This window comes from Chryseobacterium sp. MP_3.2 (genome assembly GCF_035984805.1).
GTDB lineage: Bacteria > Bacteroidota > Bacteroidia > Flavobacteriales > Weeksellaceae > Kaistella.
Genome location: NZ_JAXCHW010000002.1, coordinates 281,296 through 300,609 on the forward strand (window position 1 = coordinate 281,296; position 19,314 = coordinate 300,609).

Sequence of the window (19,314 nt, forward strand, 5' to 3'; positions counted from 1 at the left end):
ATGAAAAAAATACTACCGTTATTTCTGCTTCTGGTTTCTTTGCAATTTTCGGCGCAAGTCATTTCTTCCAGTAAATGGACAGATTTGTTTTCTTATAATAATGTTTTGTCTGTTCGGGAAGATGAGGGAAAATTAATAGCAGCTACAGAAAACGGAATATTTTTCTACACTCCTACAACGGGAGAAATCACAAAGCTTTCAAAAGCCAATGGTTTGCATGAAGTAAAAATTTCTGCATTCGATTATAATTCTGAAACAAAAATTGGTTTGGTGGGTTATAGAAATGGATCCATGGATGTGATTACGCCAAATGGTATTACATATGTTGTTGATATTCCTATTGCATCTGGATATAGCGGTGACAAAAAAATTAATCATATTTCTATTACAGGCAATACCGCAGTAATTTCTGTGGGTTATGGTGTTTCACTTTTTAATTTGGAAAGAAAAGAGTTTGGAGACTCCTCTTTTTTTACAAGGGTTGGAAATTATGAAGCGGCAAAAGAAGCTATTATCAAAGACAATACAGTTTACGCGGTAACTGCGACAGGTTTAAAATTCCATGAAATGAATGTCACCTTTCCAATTTACTCCACGTGGACAACAGTTGAAGGTGGAAATTTTAACAATATAGCATCCGGAGGTGTAATTGCTTACGCAAACGCAAATTCGGTCAGATACGGAACAGGAAGCGCTTTTTCAACTTTGCCTCAAGGATTTAGCAATGTTGCAGATGTCTTAGTAGATTCACAAAACATAGTGGTTACTGATTCTAATTTGGTTTATGTTTTTTCTACAGCAGGGCAATTTGTAAAGTCTTATGACGCCGGTGAAGCCCTAAACACAGGGATTTTTTCCCAGGATAGAATTTATGCGGGCACGAAAATTTCTGGCTTAAAGAATGATGCAGGTGATTCACTGAAACCAGATGGGCCATATAATAATGCGTCATATAAGATTGATTTGGTAGGTTCTCAAATTGTAATTTCTAGTGGAGGTAGAGATGCATTTAATGAAGCCATTATCAGAAATTTAGGTTATTACCATTTTGATGGTTTGAAGTGGAATTATCCGAACGTATTTAAGAACACTTCTACTCAGTTTAATGTTTTAGATGCGGTTATCAATCCAGCGAAACCTACTGAGATTTTTTTCACTAATTATACTCCAAATGATGGATCAAAAGGGATTTATCGGATGGATAACGATGAGGTCGCAAAAATCTATGCGAGTACAGGTGGATATTTTAATTTGGTGGTTGGGATGACCTTTGATGCAAATAATCAACTTTTTGTCACTGAATTTGGGAATGAAAATAAAATAGGATTTTACTCATATAATGCTGGATCGGATAATTTTAGTTTGGTGAATGTAGTTTCAGGGGGTCGCGTTCAAAAACCTTTTACGAAAGACGGATACTTATTTATTCCAGACCCCGTATTTACAGGGGGCGGACTTCTCATTTACGATTATAATAATACCCCGACTTCGCTAGGTGATGATAGATTGAAGGTGATAAAAAAAGGAAATAATCTTCCTACAGATGGTGTAGTTTCCGCTGCCATTGATAAAAATGATGATATATGGATTGGAACTCGAATTGGATTAAGAATTATTGGAAGTCCATCATCTATTATTACAGAGGCAAACCCGCAAGCAAATCCAGTTATCATTGAAGAAAATGGATTGGGCGAAGAGCTTTTTCGAGACAGTAATATTTTACAAATTGAAGTTGACGACGGAAACCAAAAATGGGTTTCTGTTGATGGTGGTGGAGTTTTTTATTTGAGTTCGAATGGAGAACGAACTTTGAAGCAATTTACGCGCGCTAATTCGCCACTTCCAAGTGATAATATCACGGATATTAAAGTAGATAATAAAACAGGTAAGGTGTATTTTGTAACATTAGAGGGCGTTATGGTCTACCAAGGAGATGTGTTGAATGTTACGGAAGATTTTGGTGAGGTCTTGGTATATCCGAATCCGGTGGTTTATGCGCAATACAAAGGGAATGTAACCATAAGAGGACTTGCAGAAAAAACAAATATTCGAATTACTGATGCTGCTGGAAATCTAGTTCATCAAGCGGTTTCCAGAGGTGGTTATTATGAATGGAATCTTAACAATACACGTGGCGTTAGAGTCGCGTCGGGGATTTACTTCGTTTTAATGACCAATGCCGATGGCACTGATACCGCGACGGCTAAAATAGCGGTGGTGAATTGATGATTACCCAAACTTGTTTCTTGCTTTCCTACGTAAAATATGGAGACAATGGCGCGGTTTTAACATGTTTTTCAAAAGATCAGGGTTTTCAAAGTTTTTTTGCCTCAAATATTTATTCCCCTAGAAATAAGAAAAAGTCCTATTTATTTCCCCTTAACGAGATTCAAATTACAGTTGCACCAAAGAAAAGTGGATCTGGACTACCGACTGTTTCCCGAATAGAAACTGCGGATCAACTGTACGAATTTGAAAGCGTAAAGATTAATTCCATCCTGTTTTTTGTGTCAGATTTCCTTTTTCAAGTTTTGCGGGAAGAGCAGAATTATGAAAGAATTTATATCGAAATAAAAAACTTTATGAAGGAACTTTATGCAGAAAATATGGATTCTTACATATCTTTTATTTTTAAAATTTTAGAAAAACAAGGCATTTCACCTTTGGTAAGTGCAGAAGTTTTTTTAAATCCAGAAATCGGGACTTTTTCTTCCCAGAAGTCGATGGAATTATTTGATGAAGAAATTTCCACCATTTGGAAAGATTACTTACAATCTGAAAATCTTTACTCCATAAAATTAAATAGAAATCTCCGAAAAAAGATGTTGGATTCGCTCATGTCTTATTACGGAACTCATTTCCACGGATTTCGGGAACCGATTTCTTTAGCAGTTATACAGCAGATTTATGATTAAATTTTCGTTTCAAAACTGGCTTTTCAATGAAGTTCCAAATAAAAATAGAAAATAGTAAAACAATACTTAAGCAGGCAAAAAATGCGTAAAATGAGTATTTTTCAAATAAGTTTTCCTGCACAAATAACTGGACTATAGGAAAGTGGACCAGATAAATTCCGTAAGAGTAATCTCCATATTTCGCGAAATTTTTCAAGGGAATATTTGAAAAAGCAAACCAAAAAATACAAATTCCCAAAGCAATTGGCGTCAATAAATTTTGATGAAAAATTCCCTTCTCTAAAAAGATCGCTGCAATAGCAAATGGAAGTAAAGTATTCCTCCATTTTTTGAAAAATTCTAAATTCACAAATAGAAAAATACCTGATACGAAATAACATAGCACTCCTGGAAGTTGACGCGCAAGTTCATATTTACCTAAATTCACTACAAACCAAAAATAAAATATAGAAAGTCCGTAAATCACTATCAAAGCCATGTTTTTAATGATAATGCTTCTATTTTTAAGACAATAAAAGAGTGCGGGTATAAAAGCATAAAACATAAGTTCGACCTTAATAGTCCAGAGTGAGCCATTTACGGCACAAATTAGATTTGAAGTGAAAACGTAATTGATGCAGGGTTGCAGAAAATTAGCAAATAGAAGATTGGCTCCTACATATTTTGTCCATTCTAAAGTGAAATATTCATAATTTTTAACATTAGAGAAGAACAAAAGAAAAAAGGAGAAGAATAAAACAACGAAAAAATAGGCCGGGAAAATTCTTCTAGACCTATTGATAATATATTTTTTAAGATTGTTTAATTTTTCGAAACTCGAAAATATCAGAAATCCACTAATGATGAAAAAGCAGTAAACACTATAATTAGGCATTGCCGCTAGAAATTCATTTTGAAATTCAGGCTGTTTGCTTAAGATTATGGTATGACCTAAAACAACTAAGAATGCGAACAGAAACCGCAGAAAATCAAAATTGTTAGCATGTTTCATTTACTATCTTGGTTCTGTAAAATGCGTCGCTTTGTAAATTTGAAAATTGAAGATAAAACTTCTGTTTCGGAAACTTAATCCATTGATATAGGTTGCGTGAGCATCCCTTGCGAAAGCCGCTCTAGAGGGTACAATGATTATACCTTGTAAGTTATAATCTGAATCATCTGTAATGTTATATGCACTGAATTTTTTAATTGCTTCTTGAAAACCTTCAATTTCATAATATTTTCTTTCTTTCGCAAAATCAGGAAGATTAGGTTTCTCTAAATCAGCTTTTTTTACGTAGTAGTAATTAGGATCAGATTCTGGTACGCCAGAACCATCAATGGTGTTTCTAAAAGTAGCTTCGCCATAATAATCAACTTTCCCATCAATGTCAGACGCTACATAAGTAATAGATTTGTGCATGATTTTTAGTAAATCAAAGGTGCTAATTTGCTCGCCTGGAGTTGGTTGCGCTCCCGGTTTTATAATATAAATAACACCAGAAGGTAATGTGATTGGGTTCAGGTCTGCCAATTTCACAGCAGCGATATCTGTCGCTACGTAGGCCACAATATTTCCTCTAGCGTCAAAACTATGAGTTTGCAAATACAATTGTGCTGCTTGATCATCATAACTGTTTTGCGTCTCAATGCTTGCTTCCTTTGCGATTTCCACCTGATCTTCTCGGCAAGATATTGTAGTAACTAAGGCTAAAGAAAGGTATAAGAATATTTTTTTCATTTTTATTTTTATCATTAAATTGCTAAAAAATTGTAATGCTGCAAAAGTATAAATAAATTATGAGAATAGATAAATTTTTATGGTGCGTTAGATTTTACAAAACCCGCACTATTTCTGCAGATGAAATAAAGAAAAATAGAGTTTCTGTAGGCGGAAATACCGTGAAGTCCTCAAAGGAAATTGCGGAAGGAACTGTCATTAAAATACGCAAGAACCAAATTGATTACCAAATAAAAATACTTCAAATTCCAAAAAGTAGGTTGGCTGCCAAATTGGTTCCTCTGCACATTCAAGATAGAACTGAGACTGAGCAGTATGAAATCTTAAAGCAACGCAAACTAACGCAAGATTACTATCGTATTAAAGGCGAAGGTAGACCTACGAAGAAAGATCGTAGAGATATGGACGATTTTGTAGATCATGATTCCACAGAATCGATGGAAACTGGTGATTGGGATTTATTCTTTAGTGAGGTAGAGGAGTAGGATTTATAAGTAAAATAATTTCTGCGGCAATTTCTTCTACCGATTTCTGGTCTGTACTGATCGCATATTTGGCCTTCGCATAGTAGAAGTTTCTTTCAAATAAATGTTTTGCAATAAATTCATTCAAATCCTCATCAGGAATATTGGCGATAAGGGGTCGTTTAAATCTTTGTATTGAAACTCTCTTTGCGAGAGTTGGGACAGAGGTTCTAAGAAATATACTTTCCGAATTTTTATTAATTAAATCCATATTATCATAATAAACAGGAGTACCACCGCCAACACTCAAAATAGCCTTTTTTTCGGTGGCTAAAATATTTTCTAAAATCTCTCTTTCAACCTTTCTAAAGTAGATTTCGCCCTTTTTATCAAATATTTCTGAGATGGGCATATTAATTATCGTAGAAATTTGTTGATCCAAATCTATTAATTTTAAACCAAGTTGTGTACTCAAGACTTTGGAAACGTGAGATTTGCCGCTTCCCATGTATCCTACGAGTGAAATTATCATCTTTTTATTTTGCACAAAGTTCCAAAAAAATTTTGAGATTTTAAAAAAAGACTTATCTTTGCACCACTTTAAAAGGGAATGTTATTCTCGATTAACGGTGACCGACTCGGTAGCTCAGCTGGTAGAGCAATACACTTTTAATGTATGGGTCCTGGGTTCGAATCCCAGCCGGGTCACAAGCGAAAAAATTCCGTCTCGTTATTTAGGACGACACGGATTTTTTTTGCCTGCGTGGTGAAATTGGTAGACACGCCATCTTGAGGGGGTGGTTTCCTATGGATGTGCTGGTTCGAGTCCAGTCGCAGGCACCAGAGAATCATTGATCATTGATGAAAAATAAATGATTTTCAAATCAATTGTCAGTAATAAATCATCTCTTATTTTCTTAAGACCGACTCGGTAGCTCAGCTGGTAGAGCAATACACTTTTAATGTATGGGTCCTGGGTTCGAATCCCAGCCGGGTCACAAAATTACTTCTTCGGGAGTAATTTTTTTTTCATATTAATATGAGGTAATTTGTGTTAAAAAAGTCTTCCCTGCAAGGAAGACTTTTGATTTTTGTAAATGAGTTAATTTTAATCTAAGTGCATATTGTCAATTAACCGTATATCATTCACAAAAACCACTATAAAAGCTCTGTAATCATGTCCCTTATAGAAAAAATCTGTTTCCTTTAAAGTTTTTTCATCAGCGATCACAAAATATTCCAACATCATTCCACGCTGATCATCGAATATGTCTTTTATTCTTTTATTAATTTCTGGAATGGTGATGATTCTAAACCAATCATTGACCTTAATTAAAGTTTCGTGGATGACTTTAGATGATTCTCGTTGCTCAGGAGTAAGCCGCTCATTTCGGGAACTCATCGCTAAGCCACTTTTTTCTCTAAAAATAGGAACTCCATGAATTTTTACAGGTAATTTAAGTTTTTCCGTAAGCTTCTCTATAATGAGTAGTTGTTGGTAGTCTTTTTCTCCAAAGTACGCATTGTCTGGTTTAACTTGAAGTAGTAATTCCTCAACTACAGTTCCTACGCCGTCAAAATGTCCGGACCGAAATTTACCTTCCATTTCATTTTCTAACCCATCAAAATCGTAGCCCTTGCTTTTTAACCCATCTGGATATAAATCAACTATTTCTGGTAAGTAAACAGCGTCTACATTTCCAGCCTTTTCTAATATCTTAATATCTCGGTTAAAATCACGTGGATATTTTTCTAAATCACTCGGATTATTAAATTGAGTGGGGTTTACAAAGACTGAGGAGATGACCAAATCGTTTTCTTTGCTTGCTTGTGTATAAAGTGATAAATGTCCCTCATGCAATGATCCCATAGTAGGCGCAAAACCAATTTTTTTGCCCATTTCCTTTTGCCTTTCAATGTAATCTTGAAGTGTTTTTTTTGATCGGAAAACTTTCATAGTTTATTAATTTACCTTGTAAAAATAATAAATTTTAGCAAAGAAGAATAGTCGCTTAACAATAAATAAATTTGTTAAAAGAGAACGATAGAAAGTATAAGTATTAAATTATGTTAAATAAAAATTATTAGTTTAAATTTTCGTAATTTTGCACCACAGAATATTCTGTAACATTTAGAACGAAAGAATTTATGGCAAACCAGAAAATATTGTACGTAACCACCGAACTCTATCCGTACCAGGAAGATAGTAACATGGCGACAATGGTAAATAAAATGGCACTCAAAATGCACCAGGGAGGAAACGATGTGCGAGTGTTTATGCCAAAATTTGGGCAAATCAGCGAAAGAAAATTTCAGCTTCATGAGGTGATTCGGCTTTCCGGGATGAACATTATCATCAATGATCTGGATCAACCTCTTATCATAAAAGTAGCCTCTTTACCAGGGGAAAGATTACAGGTGTATTTTATTGATAATGAAGAGTATTTCAAAAGAAAGCAATTCTACAAAGATGATAGTGGAGTTTCTTTTGTTGATAATGATGAGCGCGCTATTTTCTTCGCAAGAGGCGTCATCGAGACCATCAAAAAATTAAATTGGGTTCCAGATGTAATACACCTTAATGGGTGGATGGCTTCATTTATACCAGTTTATTTAAAAAATTATTACAAAAACGATTCATATTTCCACGATTCTAAACTCGTGCTTTCTTTATACAATGAGGAAGAGGCAACTTTTACTCCCGCTATTGAAGAAAAGCTGAAATTTGACAATATTACAGGACTTAAAGCGTTTAAAAATCCTACATTCCAGCAATTTGTGATAGAGAGCATGGATTTAGTAGATGCAGTAGTGAAAGGAGATGAGTTTCTACAAGATGAACTTGACCAAGGTTTTAATGAAACCAAAACTACTAAATCTGAATACTTAGACGCAGATTCTATCAATACTTTATACTAAACAATTTCTATTTTAATGATTAAAGATTTTAAAAAATTATTCAAAATTACCGCTTCACTGGTAATTGGAAGTTTAATTTTGTGGACCTGTGAACCCGATTCCGATCAGTTAGGGTCTCAGTTTTTTCAGAACGGTGCTCAGGGAACAGAGGAAGCATTTCCTCTTATTGCATATAATGTTATCAATGGTGATACCATCCGTACAGATAGAGACCGCTTACAAAGCGCAACTTTAGGGGCTTTTAATGAGCCACAATTTGGTTTACAAAAATCGGCCTATGTTACTCAAGTCAGATTATCAAGCAACGCTCCAAATTTTGGAACCAATCCCATTCTTGACTCAGCTGTAATGATTATTAAGCCAGCTTATCAAATGGATTCTGCAACGGTAACTACGGATGAAAATTATATTTATGAAGTTGGTGCTGTACCAGCGAAAAAAGTTGTAACAACATATCCTATTTTGAAATACGGAAAATCCAAATTAAACGGAAAAACTATTTTCAATCTAAATGTCCATGAAGTAACTGAGTTTTTATCTTCGGGAACAAGTGAAATCAGGTCCAATAAGACAGTAACAACAGGAGCTTTACTGGGTTCAAAAGTATTTAATGGAAACATCAATACTATTAAAATTACAAAAGATAGTGATAATAGTACGCTTAACGAAAAAGAAGCAGGGATAAGAATTGCTTTAGATTCCACATTTTTCCAGAATAAAATTATATCCAAAAGTGGTGCTCCAGAACTTGCAGATGCCGCAACTTTTATACGCTACATTAGAGGATTAAGAATCTCAGTAGTGGAAAATGATGGGTATATCTTTAATTTCGATCCAAATGGTATAGGGTTGACTTTATACTACAAAAAAGATAAAGTAGATGGTGCCGTTACTACTAGAGAAAACGCCACTTATGCGTTAGACTTAACGAGAAATAACACGAAATTTAATCAGATCACCTATGATAGAGTAGGAACTCCTTCTGCTACGCCGATTACCGATACAATTACTGGTGCGTCTAAATTGTATGCACAGGGAATGGGTGGACCAGGAATGGGACTAAAAATTCCGCAAGCTACCATTGCTGCTATAAAAGATCTATATAATAGCGACAAGATAGGTATCGTGTCCGCAAAACTTAGAATTTATACAGACATTGCTACTTGGAATAACAATTACACTAAACCTGATTATTTTACGGTTAAACAAAAGAATCTAAATACTTATCTTCAGGATATGACGATTTTGGCGGCGACTGGAGTCTACAATTTAGTGAAACCCTATGATTTAAATAAAAATCCAGCGTATTATGATATTGGCATTACCTACACTTTCAAACAAATTATTGAGAAAGAACAGATGAATAGAGATTTTATTCTCAATGTGGGTAATTATACATATGGTGCAACGAATGTATTAGACGGATTAGATTTTGGAACAGAAAAGACACAACAGAATTTCAATACCAGATCCTTCACACCCTACCGTGCCGTTTTTGTTGGAACTGACCCCGGTAATCCGAACAGTGCAAAATTACTCTTGACTTACGGTAAAAAATAACCTAAAAATTTAAATATATATGTGTGGAATTGTAGGATATACTGGTTTTCAGGATGCTTATGAAGTAGTTATCAATGGACTCAAAAGACTTGAATATAGAGGTTATGATAGTGCAGGTATCGTTTTAGATTCTAATAATTCAGAATTTAAAATAGCGAAGACAAAAGGTAAAGTAGATGATTTAGTCGCAATATCTGAAGATTTAAAAGCTAAATCCCATGTTGGTATGGGGCATACAAGATGGGCAACACACGGTGTTCCGAGTGATAGGAATTCTCATCCGCATCTTTCTAATAACGGAAAAATAGCTTTGGTTCATAATGGAATTATCGAAAATTACGATACCATTAAGACCATGCTTACAAAGAAAGGTTATGAATTTCATTCAGAAACTGACACGGAAGTTTTAGTTAATTTAATTCAGTATTTTATGGAACTTGATGCTGAAACGGACTTCCCAGAAGCGGTTCGGTTTGCATTAAATGAGGTTTATGGAGCTTATGCAATCACCGTGATGCATGATGATTTTCCAGGCTTGTTAGTAGTGGCAAGATTGGGATCTCCCTTAGCAATTGGACTTGGAAATAATGAATATTTTATCGCTTCAGATGCTTCGCCTTTTGTAGAATTTACAAAGGATGCCGTTTATTTAGAAGAAGGTCACATGGCAACTATTTCCTTGGAGAAGGGTGTTGACATCAGAAATATCAAAGACAACGTTAAGATTACACCTCAAATTCAAGAACTAAAATTGAGTTTAGAACAGATTGAAAAAGGAGGGTACGAACATTTCATGTTAAAAGAGATTTTTGAACAACCAAAATCGATACATGATACTTTAAGAGGTAGATTGCTCGTAGATGAAGGCATTATTAAAATGGCTGGAATTTGGGATAACCTTGAAAGATTAAATCAAGCTAAAAAAATCACCATCATTGCCTGTGGAACTTCTTGGCATGCCGGTTTAATTGGAGAATATTTAATTGAGGAATTTGCTAGAATTCCAGTAGAAGTAGAATATGCTTCAGAATTCCGCTACAGAAATCCTATTATCAATGAGAATGACATTGTAATTGCTATTTCGCAATCTGGTGAAACTGCAGATACCATGGCTGCCATCAAATTGGCGAAAGAAAGAGGTGCTTTTATTTATGGTATTTGCAATGTAGTAGATTCGTCCATTGCTAGAATTACAGATGCAGGGTCTTATACCCATGCTGGACCAGAAATTGGAGTCGCTTCTACCAAAGCATTTACGGCACAATTAACCATACTTTCTTTAATCGCCTTAAAACTTGGTAAACATAATGGAAACTTGAGTAATCAAGAATTTATGAGGTTAATTACAGAGCTTGACCAATTGCCGAAAAAAGTGGAAGAGGTTTTAGAAAGCACAAATGATATCGCTAAAGAAATTGCACGCAATTTTGTAGATGCTCAAAATTTTCTTTACTTAGGACGAGGGTATAACTTCCCTGCAGCCTTAGAAGGTGCTTTAAAATTGAAAGAAATTTCTTACATTCACGCAGAAGGTTATCCAGCAGCAGAAATGAAACATGGACCAATTGCGCTGATTGATGAAAATATGCCAATTGTCATTATAGCTCCAAAACAAGGGCATTATGATAAAATCGTAAGTAATGTTCAGGAAATTAAAGCGAGAAAAGGAAAAGTAATTGCCTTAGTAAACAAGGGAGATACACAGGTAGCATCTGTTGCAGATTATGTGATAGAATTCCCAGAAACGTCAGAATGTTTCTCTCCAATTATTGCTTCCGTTCCCCTGCAGTTACTTGCTTATTATATCGCAGTATTCCGGGGCGCAAATGTAGATCAGCCCAGAAATCTTGCAAAATCAGTTACTGTAGAATAAAAAAATCAGCGAAAACAAAATAATCGCAGCAATTTCACGTTTTTCAAAAAAAAACGCAATTGTTTTTTTAAATAATTATATATTTACCGCTTAATTTCTAAAAATAGCATGAAAAGGATATTGCTCATATTATTGTCATCCACGCTTATTATTTCTTGTTCCAAAAGGGGCAGTTCAACTGCTGGAAAACCTGGTGTAAAGGGAGAACTTGTACCTAAAGGGAAGTCTAAATCGTTTGTTGCGGAGCGACCTTATGGAATGGTTTCTATTCCTGCTGGTTCTTATGTAATGGGTATGGCTGATCAGGATTTTACAAATACCCCTGAAAAAGCAAATTTGAAAACTGTTACAGTATCATCTTTCTTTATGGATGAAACAGAGATCACCAATGCTGAGTATCGTGTTTTCATCAATTACGTTCGAGATTCTGTAGTGAGACGTTTACTGGCTGATGCAGCCGGAGATGGCGGGACGGATGGAGATGGCGGTGCTATCGGAGATTATGCGTTCCTTTCTAAAAAAGCAGGAGAGGATAAAAATGCGTACCAAGAGTTTTTAGAAGGTCAAGGTGGTAGAGATGGATATGATGAATCTAAAAAATTAGACTGGAATGTTCCTTTACGTTGGAAAACGTCAGAATATCCAGACGCGCAATATGCAGAAGTTTTAGAGTCTGTTTATATTCCACCCGCAGAGAGAATTAATAATGAAAGAATTATAGATTCTAGAAAATTACTTTACTCTTACAATTGGGAGGATATTGAAAGTGCAGTAAAAGACAAATCACGAGGTGAGAAATATTTGAAGAAAGAAAGCATCGCGATTTATCCAGATACTACTGTTTGGATCAAAGATTTTAATTATGCCTACAATGAACCTTTGTATGATGGATATTTCTGGCACAGTGCTTACAAGGCCTATCCAGTGGTTGGTGTTACTTGGGATCAAGCAAGGGCTTATTGTAACTTCAAATCAAAATTGAAATCAGATTATAATGAATCTTTAAAAAAGAAAAAACAGAAGGCAATGTCTTTCCGTTTACCAACTGAAGCAGAGTGGGAATATGCAGCTCGTGGTGGCAAAGAAAATGCCACTTATCCATGGGGCGGACCATATTTGCAAGATGACAGAGGTTGTTATTTGGCTAACTTTAAGCCGAAACGTGGTAATTATATAGAAGATGAGAAGAAAGGAACTTTTACTTATACTGCTCCAGTAAAACAATTCGAAAAGAACGGATTTGGATTATTTGATATGGCAGGGAATGTTGCTGAATGGACGGAATCTCCATACAACAACTCTACTTATGAATTTGCATCTACACTTAATCCTTATTTATCGAATCAAGCGTACAAAGAACCTCGTAAATCAGTACGTGGTGGATCTTGGAAAGATATTGGATATTTACTAATGACAGGAGCACGGGATTATGAAAGAAAAGATTCAGCACGGAGTTATATTGGATTTAGAACCGTGCAGGATATTCCAGAGGGAACTGCAAAATTCAAGAAAAGAACCAACTAGTCCGCATAAGCAAAACAAATAACAACAACTAATAACAAAACTCTATCATCATGTTTAAATCTAAAGAAGCTATTTATAATTTCATCTATTCTATTGGGGCGGCAATCGTAATTATTGGGGCGCTTTTCAAATTAACACACTGGAGTCTAGGTCCATTAACTGGTAACGTAACACTAGCGATTGGTTTGATTACAGAGGCGATAATCTTTACAATATTTGCATTTGATACTCCAAAATCAGAAGAATCTTATGCTTGGGAAAATGTTTATCCAGAATTATTAGATTCGCATGCAGCTCCTAATCCACAGCACTCCTCTTTAGCTTTTCAGTCAGAAGAAGTGAAAGAATTAGAAACCTCACTTTCTGGTAAATTAGATCAGATGTTAGAAGATGCGAAATTAGATGTTTCATTATTTGAAAGATTAAGAACAGGAATTGAAAAGTTTTCTAGCTCAGTTGATCAAATTAATCAAACTGCAGATTTAACAGGTTCTACACAAAAATACAGTGACCAATTAACTTTAGCGGCAAGCCATTTAGAAAGCATGAATGCTTTGTACGCTTTGCAATTGGAGCACGGTAAAACGCAATCAGAATATGCGCAGAAATATGTGAATGATATGCAAAAATCAGCAGAACATTCAGAGAAATTCAATGCAGAATTAACTGGTTTAACTTCTAACTTAAATAATCTTAATAGAGTATATGGCGGTATGTTAAGCGCTATGAAATCCTAGTTTTCTACCATTTATAAATAAAATTAAAACTATTAACAAAATTTACTAAAAATGGCACAAGGAAAACAGACCCCTCGTCAGAAGATGATCAACCTGATGTATCTGGTCTTCATTGCGATGTTAGCAATGCAAATTGACCAAGAAATCATCCGGTCATATAATGACACTAATCAAACGCTAACGGATACACGTAAATTGGTAGAGAAGAAAAATGATGACATTTTCGAAAAAACTTTAGAAGCAAAAGCTGCTAATTCACCAGATACCTACGGTGTTCCTTTAGAAAATTACCGCGGTTTAAAAACACAGGCAAACGATTTAGTAGCAACCATTGAGAAATATAAGTTGCAATTGAAAACGGATGCTGAATATACAGATGGCGTTGACGTATCTGATAACTTCGCAGCACTTAATAACACTGAGCCTTCTTCTAATTTATTTTTCACGGGAGCCGATGAAAATTCTCCGTCAAAAGCTGCTACAGATTTAAAGAATAAAGTAGAAGCTTTGCGAACGTACATTGGCAGTACTTTCGGGCAAAATGCTTTAATGAAACCCGTAATCGAAAGAGCCAATACAACACTAGTTACGGAGTTTCCAAAAGGGGAAACTATTAAAAATAAAAATTGGTTACAATATAAGTTTTACGGGCAGCCTCTAATTGCTGCACTGTCTAACTTAGAAGTAATGCAGTCTGAGGCAAGAAATTTACAATCTGACGCCTTAATGACAATGCTACAAGAAAAAGTAGATGCAGATATTAAATTTGATGCATATTCTGCAATTGTTTCTGCACCGACAACAGTAGTTCTTGGTGAAGCAGTACAAGGTAAAGTTGCGATTGGTAACTATTCTAGTAATGTTCCAGGATTAAGTATGCCTAATTTAACCATCTCAAATGGACAAGGTGTTGCTAATTTAAATACTTCAAGTTTAGGAGAGAAATCATTCGCAGGAACGATTTCTTTCACAGATGTTAACGGAAAAGTAATTCCATTACCTTACAATCATAAATATAATGTTGTAGCAGGTTCGAAAGAAGTTGCCTTTGAAAGTGGAGCACTTTTATCTGCAGATAAAATGCAGGTTTTGTACAGAGGTTTACCTAATCCAATTTCAGGGTCAATTTTAGGAGCAAATAATGCGCAGACGACATTATCCGCGTCTGGTGCTGGAGTTTCTAAGACTGGAGGTGGAACATGGGTGGTTACTCCAGGATCTGGAGCATCTACTACCTTAACTATTTCTGGTAAAGGACCGAAAGGGGAAAATATTTCAAAAGCATTTACATTTAGAATTAAAAATGTGCCGCCACCAATTGGATTAATTCAAGGTAAAAATATTGTTTCCATGCCAGCAAGTTCAATTCCTAATCAAAGAGTTTCTGCAGACATGCCAGATTTCGATTTCCCAGTGAGTTTTACAGTAAATAGTTTTATGTTTAAAGCTCCAGGAAAAGCTGCAATGATGGTGAGTGGAAATTCTATGTCCTCAGTTGCTAACTTAAGCAAAGGTTTACGCGCAGGTGATATTGCATATGTTTTCAATATTCAGGCTACAGCAACTGGTCTTGGTAACCAACAATTAAAAAACATCGGTAACGTGATAATAAACGTTCAATAAGAACGTTGTTATTTTTAGATGAAATTTCATCAATAGTTTAAATATTTATAATGAAAAAGGTAATATTGGTAGTTCTTGCGCTAAGTTTCAGTTTTGCTGAAGCTCAAACCAAGAAGCAAACAACAAACACTAAACCTGTGGAAGAAGTTCCTGTGGCAGAAGCACCTGTAGAAGATGCAAATGGTGGAGAAATAGAAGATGAGCCAAATAATTCTATGTCTATCTTAAATGCAAAATCTCCTGAATCTTTCAGAAAGTACCGCGAGCTAGGAATGATCAAGCAGGGTGATTCTATGGTCTCTAATCAAATTGTGCCGCTAAAATATGGCTTTATCGAAGACAAGGACATTCTGAAAAGTATGGTGGTTTGGGAAATCATTGATATGAATGATAAGATCAATCAGCCTTTTTATCATAATGAAGATGGAGTAGTTTCTCAGAATAAATCTTTGTATCAACTACTTTTTGATGCCATTAATGATGGTAGAATTACAGAAGTTTATGACGATGAACTTTTCATGACAAGATTAGAACCAGATGCAATTCAGGCAAGAATCAAAAATGAAGTGTTAAGTGATGCTGGAATCGACCGTATCAATGAAGCCGGAAAATTAACAGAAGACGAGAAAAGAGAATTTACCAACACCTACGAAACAAAAACAGAAAATGTGAAAGTTTTGAAGATTAAGGGAATGTGGTACATTGACCGTAGAGATAGCCAGATGAAATACAGATTGCTTGGTATCGCAGCGATGGGTCAGGATCCATCGACGATGGGACAATTTGGTCCAGATGGTCAACCGCTTGCAGGTAGAGATGAATTAATCGATTTATTCTGGGTGTATTATCCAGATGCGAGAAAAGTTTTAGCCAATGCAATTGCTTTTAATAACAAAAATCTTTCCTCAGATATTAGTTTTGATGACTTACTAAATTCCCGAAGATTTTCTACTATAATTTATAAAGTAGATAATGGTTTAGGAAATGGAGTAATCAAAGACTATATCCCAAGAGATGCAGATGCTCAGTTAGAAGAAAGCGAAAATATTAAGGCGCAGATTCTACAGATGGAAAATGACATGTGGAATTACTAATTTCACTCTGAATTATAACAAAACCTGAGTATTTTTACTCAGGTTTTTTTTTATTAAAAAAGGGAATTTTATATTATGAAAAATGTAGATTACATTATTGTTGGAGATGGGTATGCTGGACTTTTTTTTGCTCATCAATTGATAAAAAATAATAAATCATTTAAGTTATTTTCTAGTGGCAAAAAAGGAGCTTCGCAAGTTTCCGCAGGAGTCATTAATCCTGTAGTGCTAAAGAAGTTCACAACCTTTTGGCTCGCTTCCGAACAAATTGAAACTTTGACTGAGGTCATGTCTGAAATTCAGATTTACCTTGGCAACAACTACCTTATCAATGAAAGAATTTATCGAATTTTCCATGATGAAAATGAAAAATCTTTATGGCTATCCAAAACGAAAACTGAAGAACTAAGTCCTTTTTTGGACCCTAATTTTACAACTTTAGATATCATCAATAATCTTTTTGGGACAGGCTCCGTAAAAACTTCCGGAAGAATTGATGTGGAGAATTTATTCGCTGATTTTTTATCATTTTTAAAGTCCAATGATTCATTGATTGAAGAAGATTTTATTCATTCTAATATTTCAGAAGATAATTATCAAGATATAACTTTCAAACATTTAGTTTTCTGCGAAGGCATGGGAGTAAGGCAAAATCCCTTTTTCTCAGACATTGAGGTGATTCCTAACAAAGGTCATCATCTGAAAGTAAAACTTTCTAAACCGATGCTTCACCAATTGACTTTGAAGAAGAAACATTTTCTATTTCCCCAAAACGATGGGAGCTATTATTATGGGGGAACATACGATCCAAATGAGCGCGAAAATGAAATCGATGAGTTCAAACGAGAAGAACTGATTTTAGGATTGCAAGAATTCTATCCACATAATTTTGAAATTGCAGAAATTAATTACGGATTTCGCCCCACCGTAAAGGATAGAAGACCAATTATTGGCCAACACCCAGACCATAAAAAACTTTACATCTTTAATGGTTTAGGGGCGCGTGGAATATTAAATGGTGCTTATTTTTCAAGAGAACTTTTCGATCATCTTGAATTTGGGAAGGAATTAATGCCAGAAGTAGACTTAAAGCGTTTTGAAAATAAGAAGCATATTAGATTTTGATAATCATTTTAGAAGCCATTGTAACTACTCCTTTTCGAATACATCTGTAATTCTGCTTGGTTTTTTTGCCTTTTATTCTTAGATATAAATTAGTTAATCTATCATATTTGAATCATTTAGGAGCAGGAGAAATCTTGGTCGTTTTTATCATCAAAAAGGCAGGAACTATAAATTCCTGCCTTTCATAAATTTTAAGAATACTATAATTTATTGACCAAAAGAATAGCGCGCTCCTCCTGGTTGGAAAAGTGCTAACATTCTTTCTTTTTGACCATTAGAAAACATAAACATCGCTCTGTCATCAACATAATCCATGTAATCCATTGTCATTTCTATCGGACTGCCTACGCAAGTACTGTAATGTGGAAAAGTTGGTGCTCCGTAATTAGCAGTGTCATGTGTAGGAGTATCTGCACAGTAGTCAGTACCACAAGTGCTGTCTCCCCAAATATGTCTAAGGTTCATCCAGTGTCCAACTTCATGGGTAGCTGTTCTACCCAGGTTATATGGATAATTTGCTGTACCAGAAAGGCCAACATATTTGGAATCGATTACCACACCATCAGTTGCGGAGCTTCCACCAGGGAATTGTGCGTATCCTAAAATACCACCACCAATGGTACAAACCCATAGATTTAATTTTGTGGTTGGCGAGGTTGGGTTTAATCCCCCTCTTTTCGAGCTTTTCATTATATCTCTAGTTCCCCAAGAAGTTTTTGTGGTAGATTTTCTTACAATATTATCGAGCACAAATCTAACACCAATATTAGCTTTAACGTTAGAAAAAACGGTAGGTACTTGATTGTAATCAGAATTTTGCGCATTAAAATCCTCGTTAAGAACATCGATTTGCGATTGAATTTGAGCTGCAGAAATATTCTCCGCCGCGGTTCTATACAAAACGTTCACTACAACTGGAATTTCTATAACGCCATTCACTAACCTTCCTGTAAAGTTTTCATTTATTTTTTGCTGCGTAAAATTTTCAATCTCCATCATTTTGGCAGCAAGTGAAGGATTTTCTTTTATTTGTTCTTTCAACACGTCATCTGCCGCGCAGCTTCTTTTTCCAGTACTAGAAGTGTTAGAAATTAAGTCTTCTTGATTTTCTACTGGAACTTCTCTTTCGTTGGTACATCCAACAATTGCTAAAGAAATAAAAATGCTTGATAAAAGGTTTTTGGCTTTCATATATATTTTTTTTAAATTAATGTGGCAAATATATAAGTTTTGGCAATATGTTCTTAAAAAAAGTTAAAGTTTTTTAAAATATTTTTTGAATAATGTAACGATGTAATGAGAAGGGTAAGTTTTTTACAATATGTCAAAATCGATATAATATTCAAACATAGAATATTATGTTTATTAAGTAGCGATTTCTTGAGGTAAAATAAAATGAATTTGATAATCTTAGAGTTGAGTAATTGACTATCCTACACGATTCTAAAAAATGGTTTTGCTAAAAGTGCTTATTTCATCTGTTGCTATTGCCTGATAGCCCGTTGGCGAATAGTATTTGTAAGCATGCCGGGAACGTGTTTTTTTTCCTTTCTCACCTGATAATGAAATTGTAGAATCTTATTCGCAAAAAATTGGAAATATTTTAGTTAGATTTTAATTGCAAATAGTCGAATTATTTATAGTTCAGTAAGAGTCAATTTAGATGGTTTTTAATAGAACTCTGCTAATTAAAATTTTAACTAGATTTTAGCGCAAAAAAAATCAGGAAGGAAATTCTAGCTTTAATTTTTTAGAGGGGA

General features: G+C 34.9%; 16 protein-coding genes and 3 tRNA genes. 14 read left to right on the forward strand and 5 right to left on the reverse strand.

All coding sequences use genetic code 11. The features are described from left to right. Both porZ and recO read left to right on the forward strand, forming a co-directional pair. Positions 1-2,226, forward strand: a complete 2,226-nt coding sequence (porZ, locus tag RCH13_RS05515) for a type IX secretion system anionic LPS delivery protein PorZ (RefSeq protein ID WP_326986235.1) — start codon at positions 1-3, stop codon at positions 2,224-2,226. Further along, the gene (recO, locus tag RCH13_RS05520; RefSeq protein ID WP_326986236.1) at positions 2,226-2,915 is read left to right on the forward strand and encodes a DNA repair protein RecO; all 690 of its coding nucleotides are present in this window, start codon (positions 2,226-2,228) and stop codon (positions 2,913-2,915) included. The genes porZ and recO overlap by 1 nt, the downstream gene beginning before the upstream one ends. Here the strand turns inward: recO and RCH13_RS05525 are convergent. Continuing rightward, positions 2,893-3,906, reverse strand: coding sequence for an acyltransferase family protein (locus RCH13_RS05525; RefSeq protein WP_326986237.1), 1,014 nt, complete (start codon positions 3,904-3,906; stop codon positions 2,893-2,895). The two genes, recO and RCH13_RS05525, sit on opposite strands and share 23 nt — an antisense overlap. A 3-nt stretch (positions 3,907-3,909) precedes the next feature. Beyond that, positions 3,910-4,635: a hypothetical protein gene (locus RCH13_RS05530; protein ID WP_326986238.1), complete on the reverse strand. Its 726-nt coding sequence runs from the start codon at positions 4,633-4,635 to the stop codon at positions 3,910-3,912. Positions 4,636-4,694: 59 nt separating this feature from the next. On the opposite strand from RCH13_RS05530, the gene RCH13_RS05535 reads away from it, so the two are divergent. Further along, a complete protein-coding gene (locus tag RCH13_RS05535) occupies positions 4,695-5,120 on the forward strand; it encodes an RNA-binding S4 domain-containing protein (RefSeq protein ID WP_326986239.1) in 426 nt (141 codons plus the stop codon). Here the strand turns inward: RCH13_RS05535 and RCH13_RS05540 are convergent. Continuing rightward, positions 5,101-5,631: a shikimate kinase gene (locus tag RCH13_RS05540; protein WP_326986240.1), complete on the reverse strand. Its 531-nt coding sequence runs from the start codon at positions 5,629-5,631 to the stop codon at positions 5,101-5,103. The two genes, RCH13_RS05535 and RCH13_RS05540, sit on opposite strands and share 20 nt — an antisense overlap. 103 nt (positions 5,632-5,734) lie before the next feature. On the opposite strand from RCH13_RS05540, the gene RCH13_RS05545 reads away from it, so the two are divergent. From RCH13_RS05545 to RCH13_RS05555, 3 genes are all read left to right on the forward strand, one after another. Then, positions 5,735-5,807: transfer RNA gene (locus RCH13_RS05545), tRNA-Lys, on the forward strand. Between the two features lie 49 nt (positions 5,808-5,856). Beyond that, positions 5,857-5,942: transfer RNA gene (locus RCH13_RS05550), tRNA-Leu, on the forward strand. Positions 5,943-6,024: 82 nt separating this feature from the next. Continuing rightward, positions 6,025-6,097, forward strand: a tRNA-Lys gene (locus tag RCH13_RS05555). 110 nt (positions 6,098-6,207) lie between these two features. Here RCH13_RS05555 and panC read toward each other — a convergent pair. Continuing rightward, positions 6,208-7,056: a pantoate--beta-alanine ligase gene (gene panC / locus RCH13_RS05560; protein WP_326986241.1), complete on the reverse strand. Its 849-nt coding sequence runs from the start codon at positions 7,054-7,056 to the stop codon at positions 6,208-6,210. A 191-nt stretch (positions 7,057-7,247) separates the two neighbouring features. On the opposite strand from panC, the gene RCH13_RS05565 reads away from it, so the two are divergent. The 8 genes from RCH13_RS05565 to RCH13_RS05600 all read left to right on the forward strand — a co-directional run bounded on the left by RCH13_RS05565 (position 7,248) and on the right by RCH13_RS05600 (position 17,554). Further along, entirely contained in the window at positions 7,248-8,018 is a 771-nt protein-coding gene (locus RCH13_RS05565) for a glycogen/starch synthase (RefSeq protein WP_326986242.1), read from the forward strand. A gap of 15 nt (positions 8,019-8,033) precedes the next feature. Then, complete coding sequence (locus RCH13_RS05570) at positions 8,034-9,578, forward strand: DUF4270 family protein (protein WP_326986243.1); 1,545 nt, start codon at positions 8,034-8,036, stop codon at positions 9,576-9,578. Positions 9,579-9,597: 19 nt separating this feature from the next. Next, positions 9,598-11,451, forward strand: a complete 1,854-nt coding sequence (gene glmS, locus RCH13_RS05575) for a glutamine--fructose-6-phosphate transaminase (isomerizing) (protein ID WP_326986244.1) — start codon at positions 9,598-9,600, stop codon at positions 11,449-11,451. Positions 11,452-11,559: 108 nt separating this feature from the next. Further along, positions 11,560-12,975: a type IX secretion system lipoprotein PorK/GldK gene (porK, locus tag RCH13_RS05580; protein ID WP_326986245.1), complete on the forward strand. Its 1,416-nt coding sequence runs from the start codon at positions 11,560-11,562 to the stop codon at positions 12,973-12,975. 50 nt (positions 12,976-13,025) lie between these two features. Next, positions 13,026-13,712 carry a type IX secretion system motor protein PorL/GldL gene (gene porL / locus RCH13_RS05585; protein WP_326986246.1) on the forward strand — a complete coding sequence of 229 codons (687 nt, stop codon included), beginning with the start codon at positions 13,026-13,028 and terminating at the stop codon, positions 13,710-13,712. A gap of 51 nt (positions 13,713-13,763) precedes the next feature. Beyond that, positions 13,764-15,335, forward strand: coding sequence for a type IX secretion system motor protein PorM/GldM (gene porM / locus RCH13_RS05590; protein ID WP_326986247.1), 1,572 nt, complete (start codon positions 13,764-13,766; stop codon positions 15,333-15,335). Between the two features lie 215 nt (positions 15,336-15,550). Further along, complete coding sequence (gene porN / locus RCH13_RS05595; protein WP_326986270.1) at positions 15,551-16,429, forward strand: type IX secretion system ring protein PorN/GldN; 879 nt, start codon at positions 15,551-15,553, stop codon at positions 16,427-16,429. A 75-nt stretch (positions 16,430-16,504) separates the two neighbouring features. After that, positions 16,505-17,554 carry an NAD(P)/FAD-dependent oxidoreductase gene (locus RCH13_RS05600; RefSeq protein WP_326986248.1) on the forward strand — a complete coding sequence of 350 codons (1,050 nt, stop codon included), beginning with the start codon at positions 16,505-16,507 and terminating at the stop codon, positions 17,552-17,554. A gap of 207 nt (positions 17,555-17,761) precedes the next feature. Here RCH13_RS05600 and RCH13_RS05605 read toward each other — a convergent pair whose 3' ends face one another. Then, complete coding sequence (locus RCH13_RS05605; protein WP_326986249.1) at positions 17,762-18,745, reverse strand: zinc metalloprotease; 984 nt, start codon at positions 18,743-18,745, stop codon at positions 17,762-17,764. Positions 18,746-19,314 lie beyond the last annotated feature (569 nt).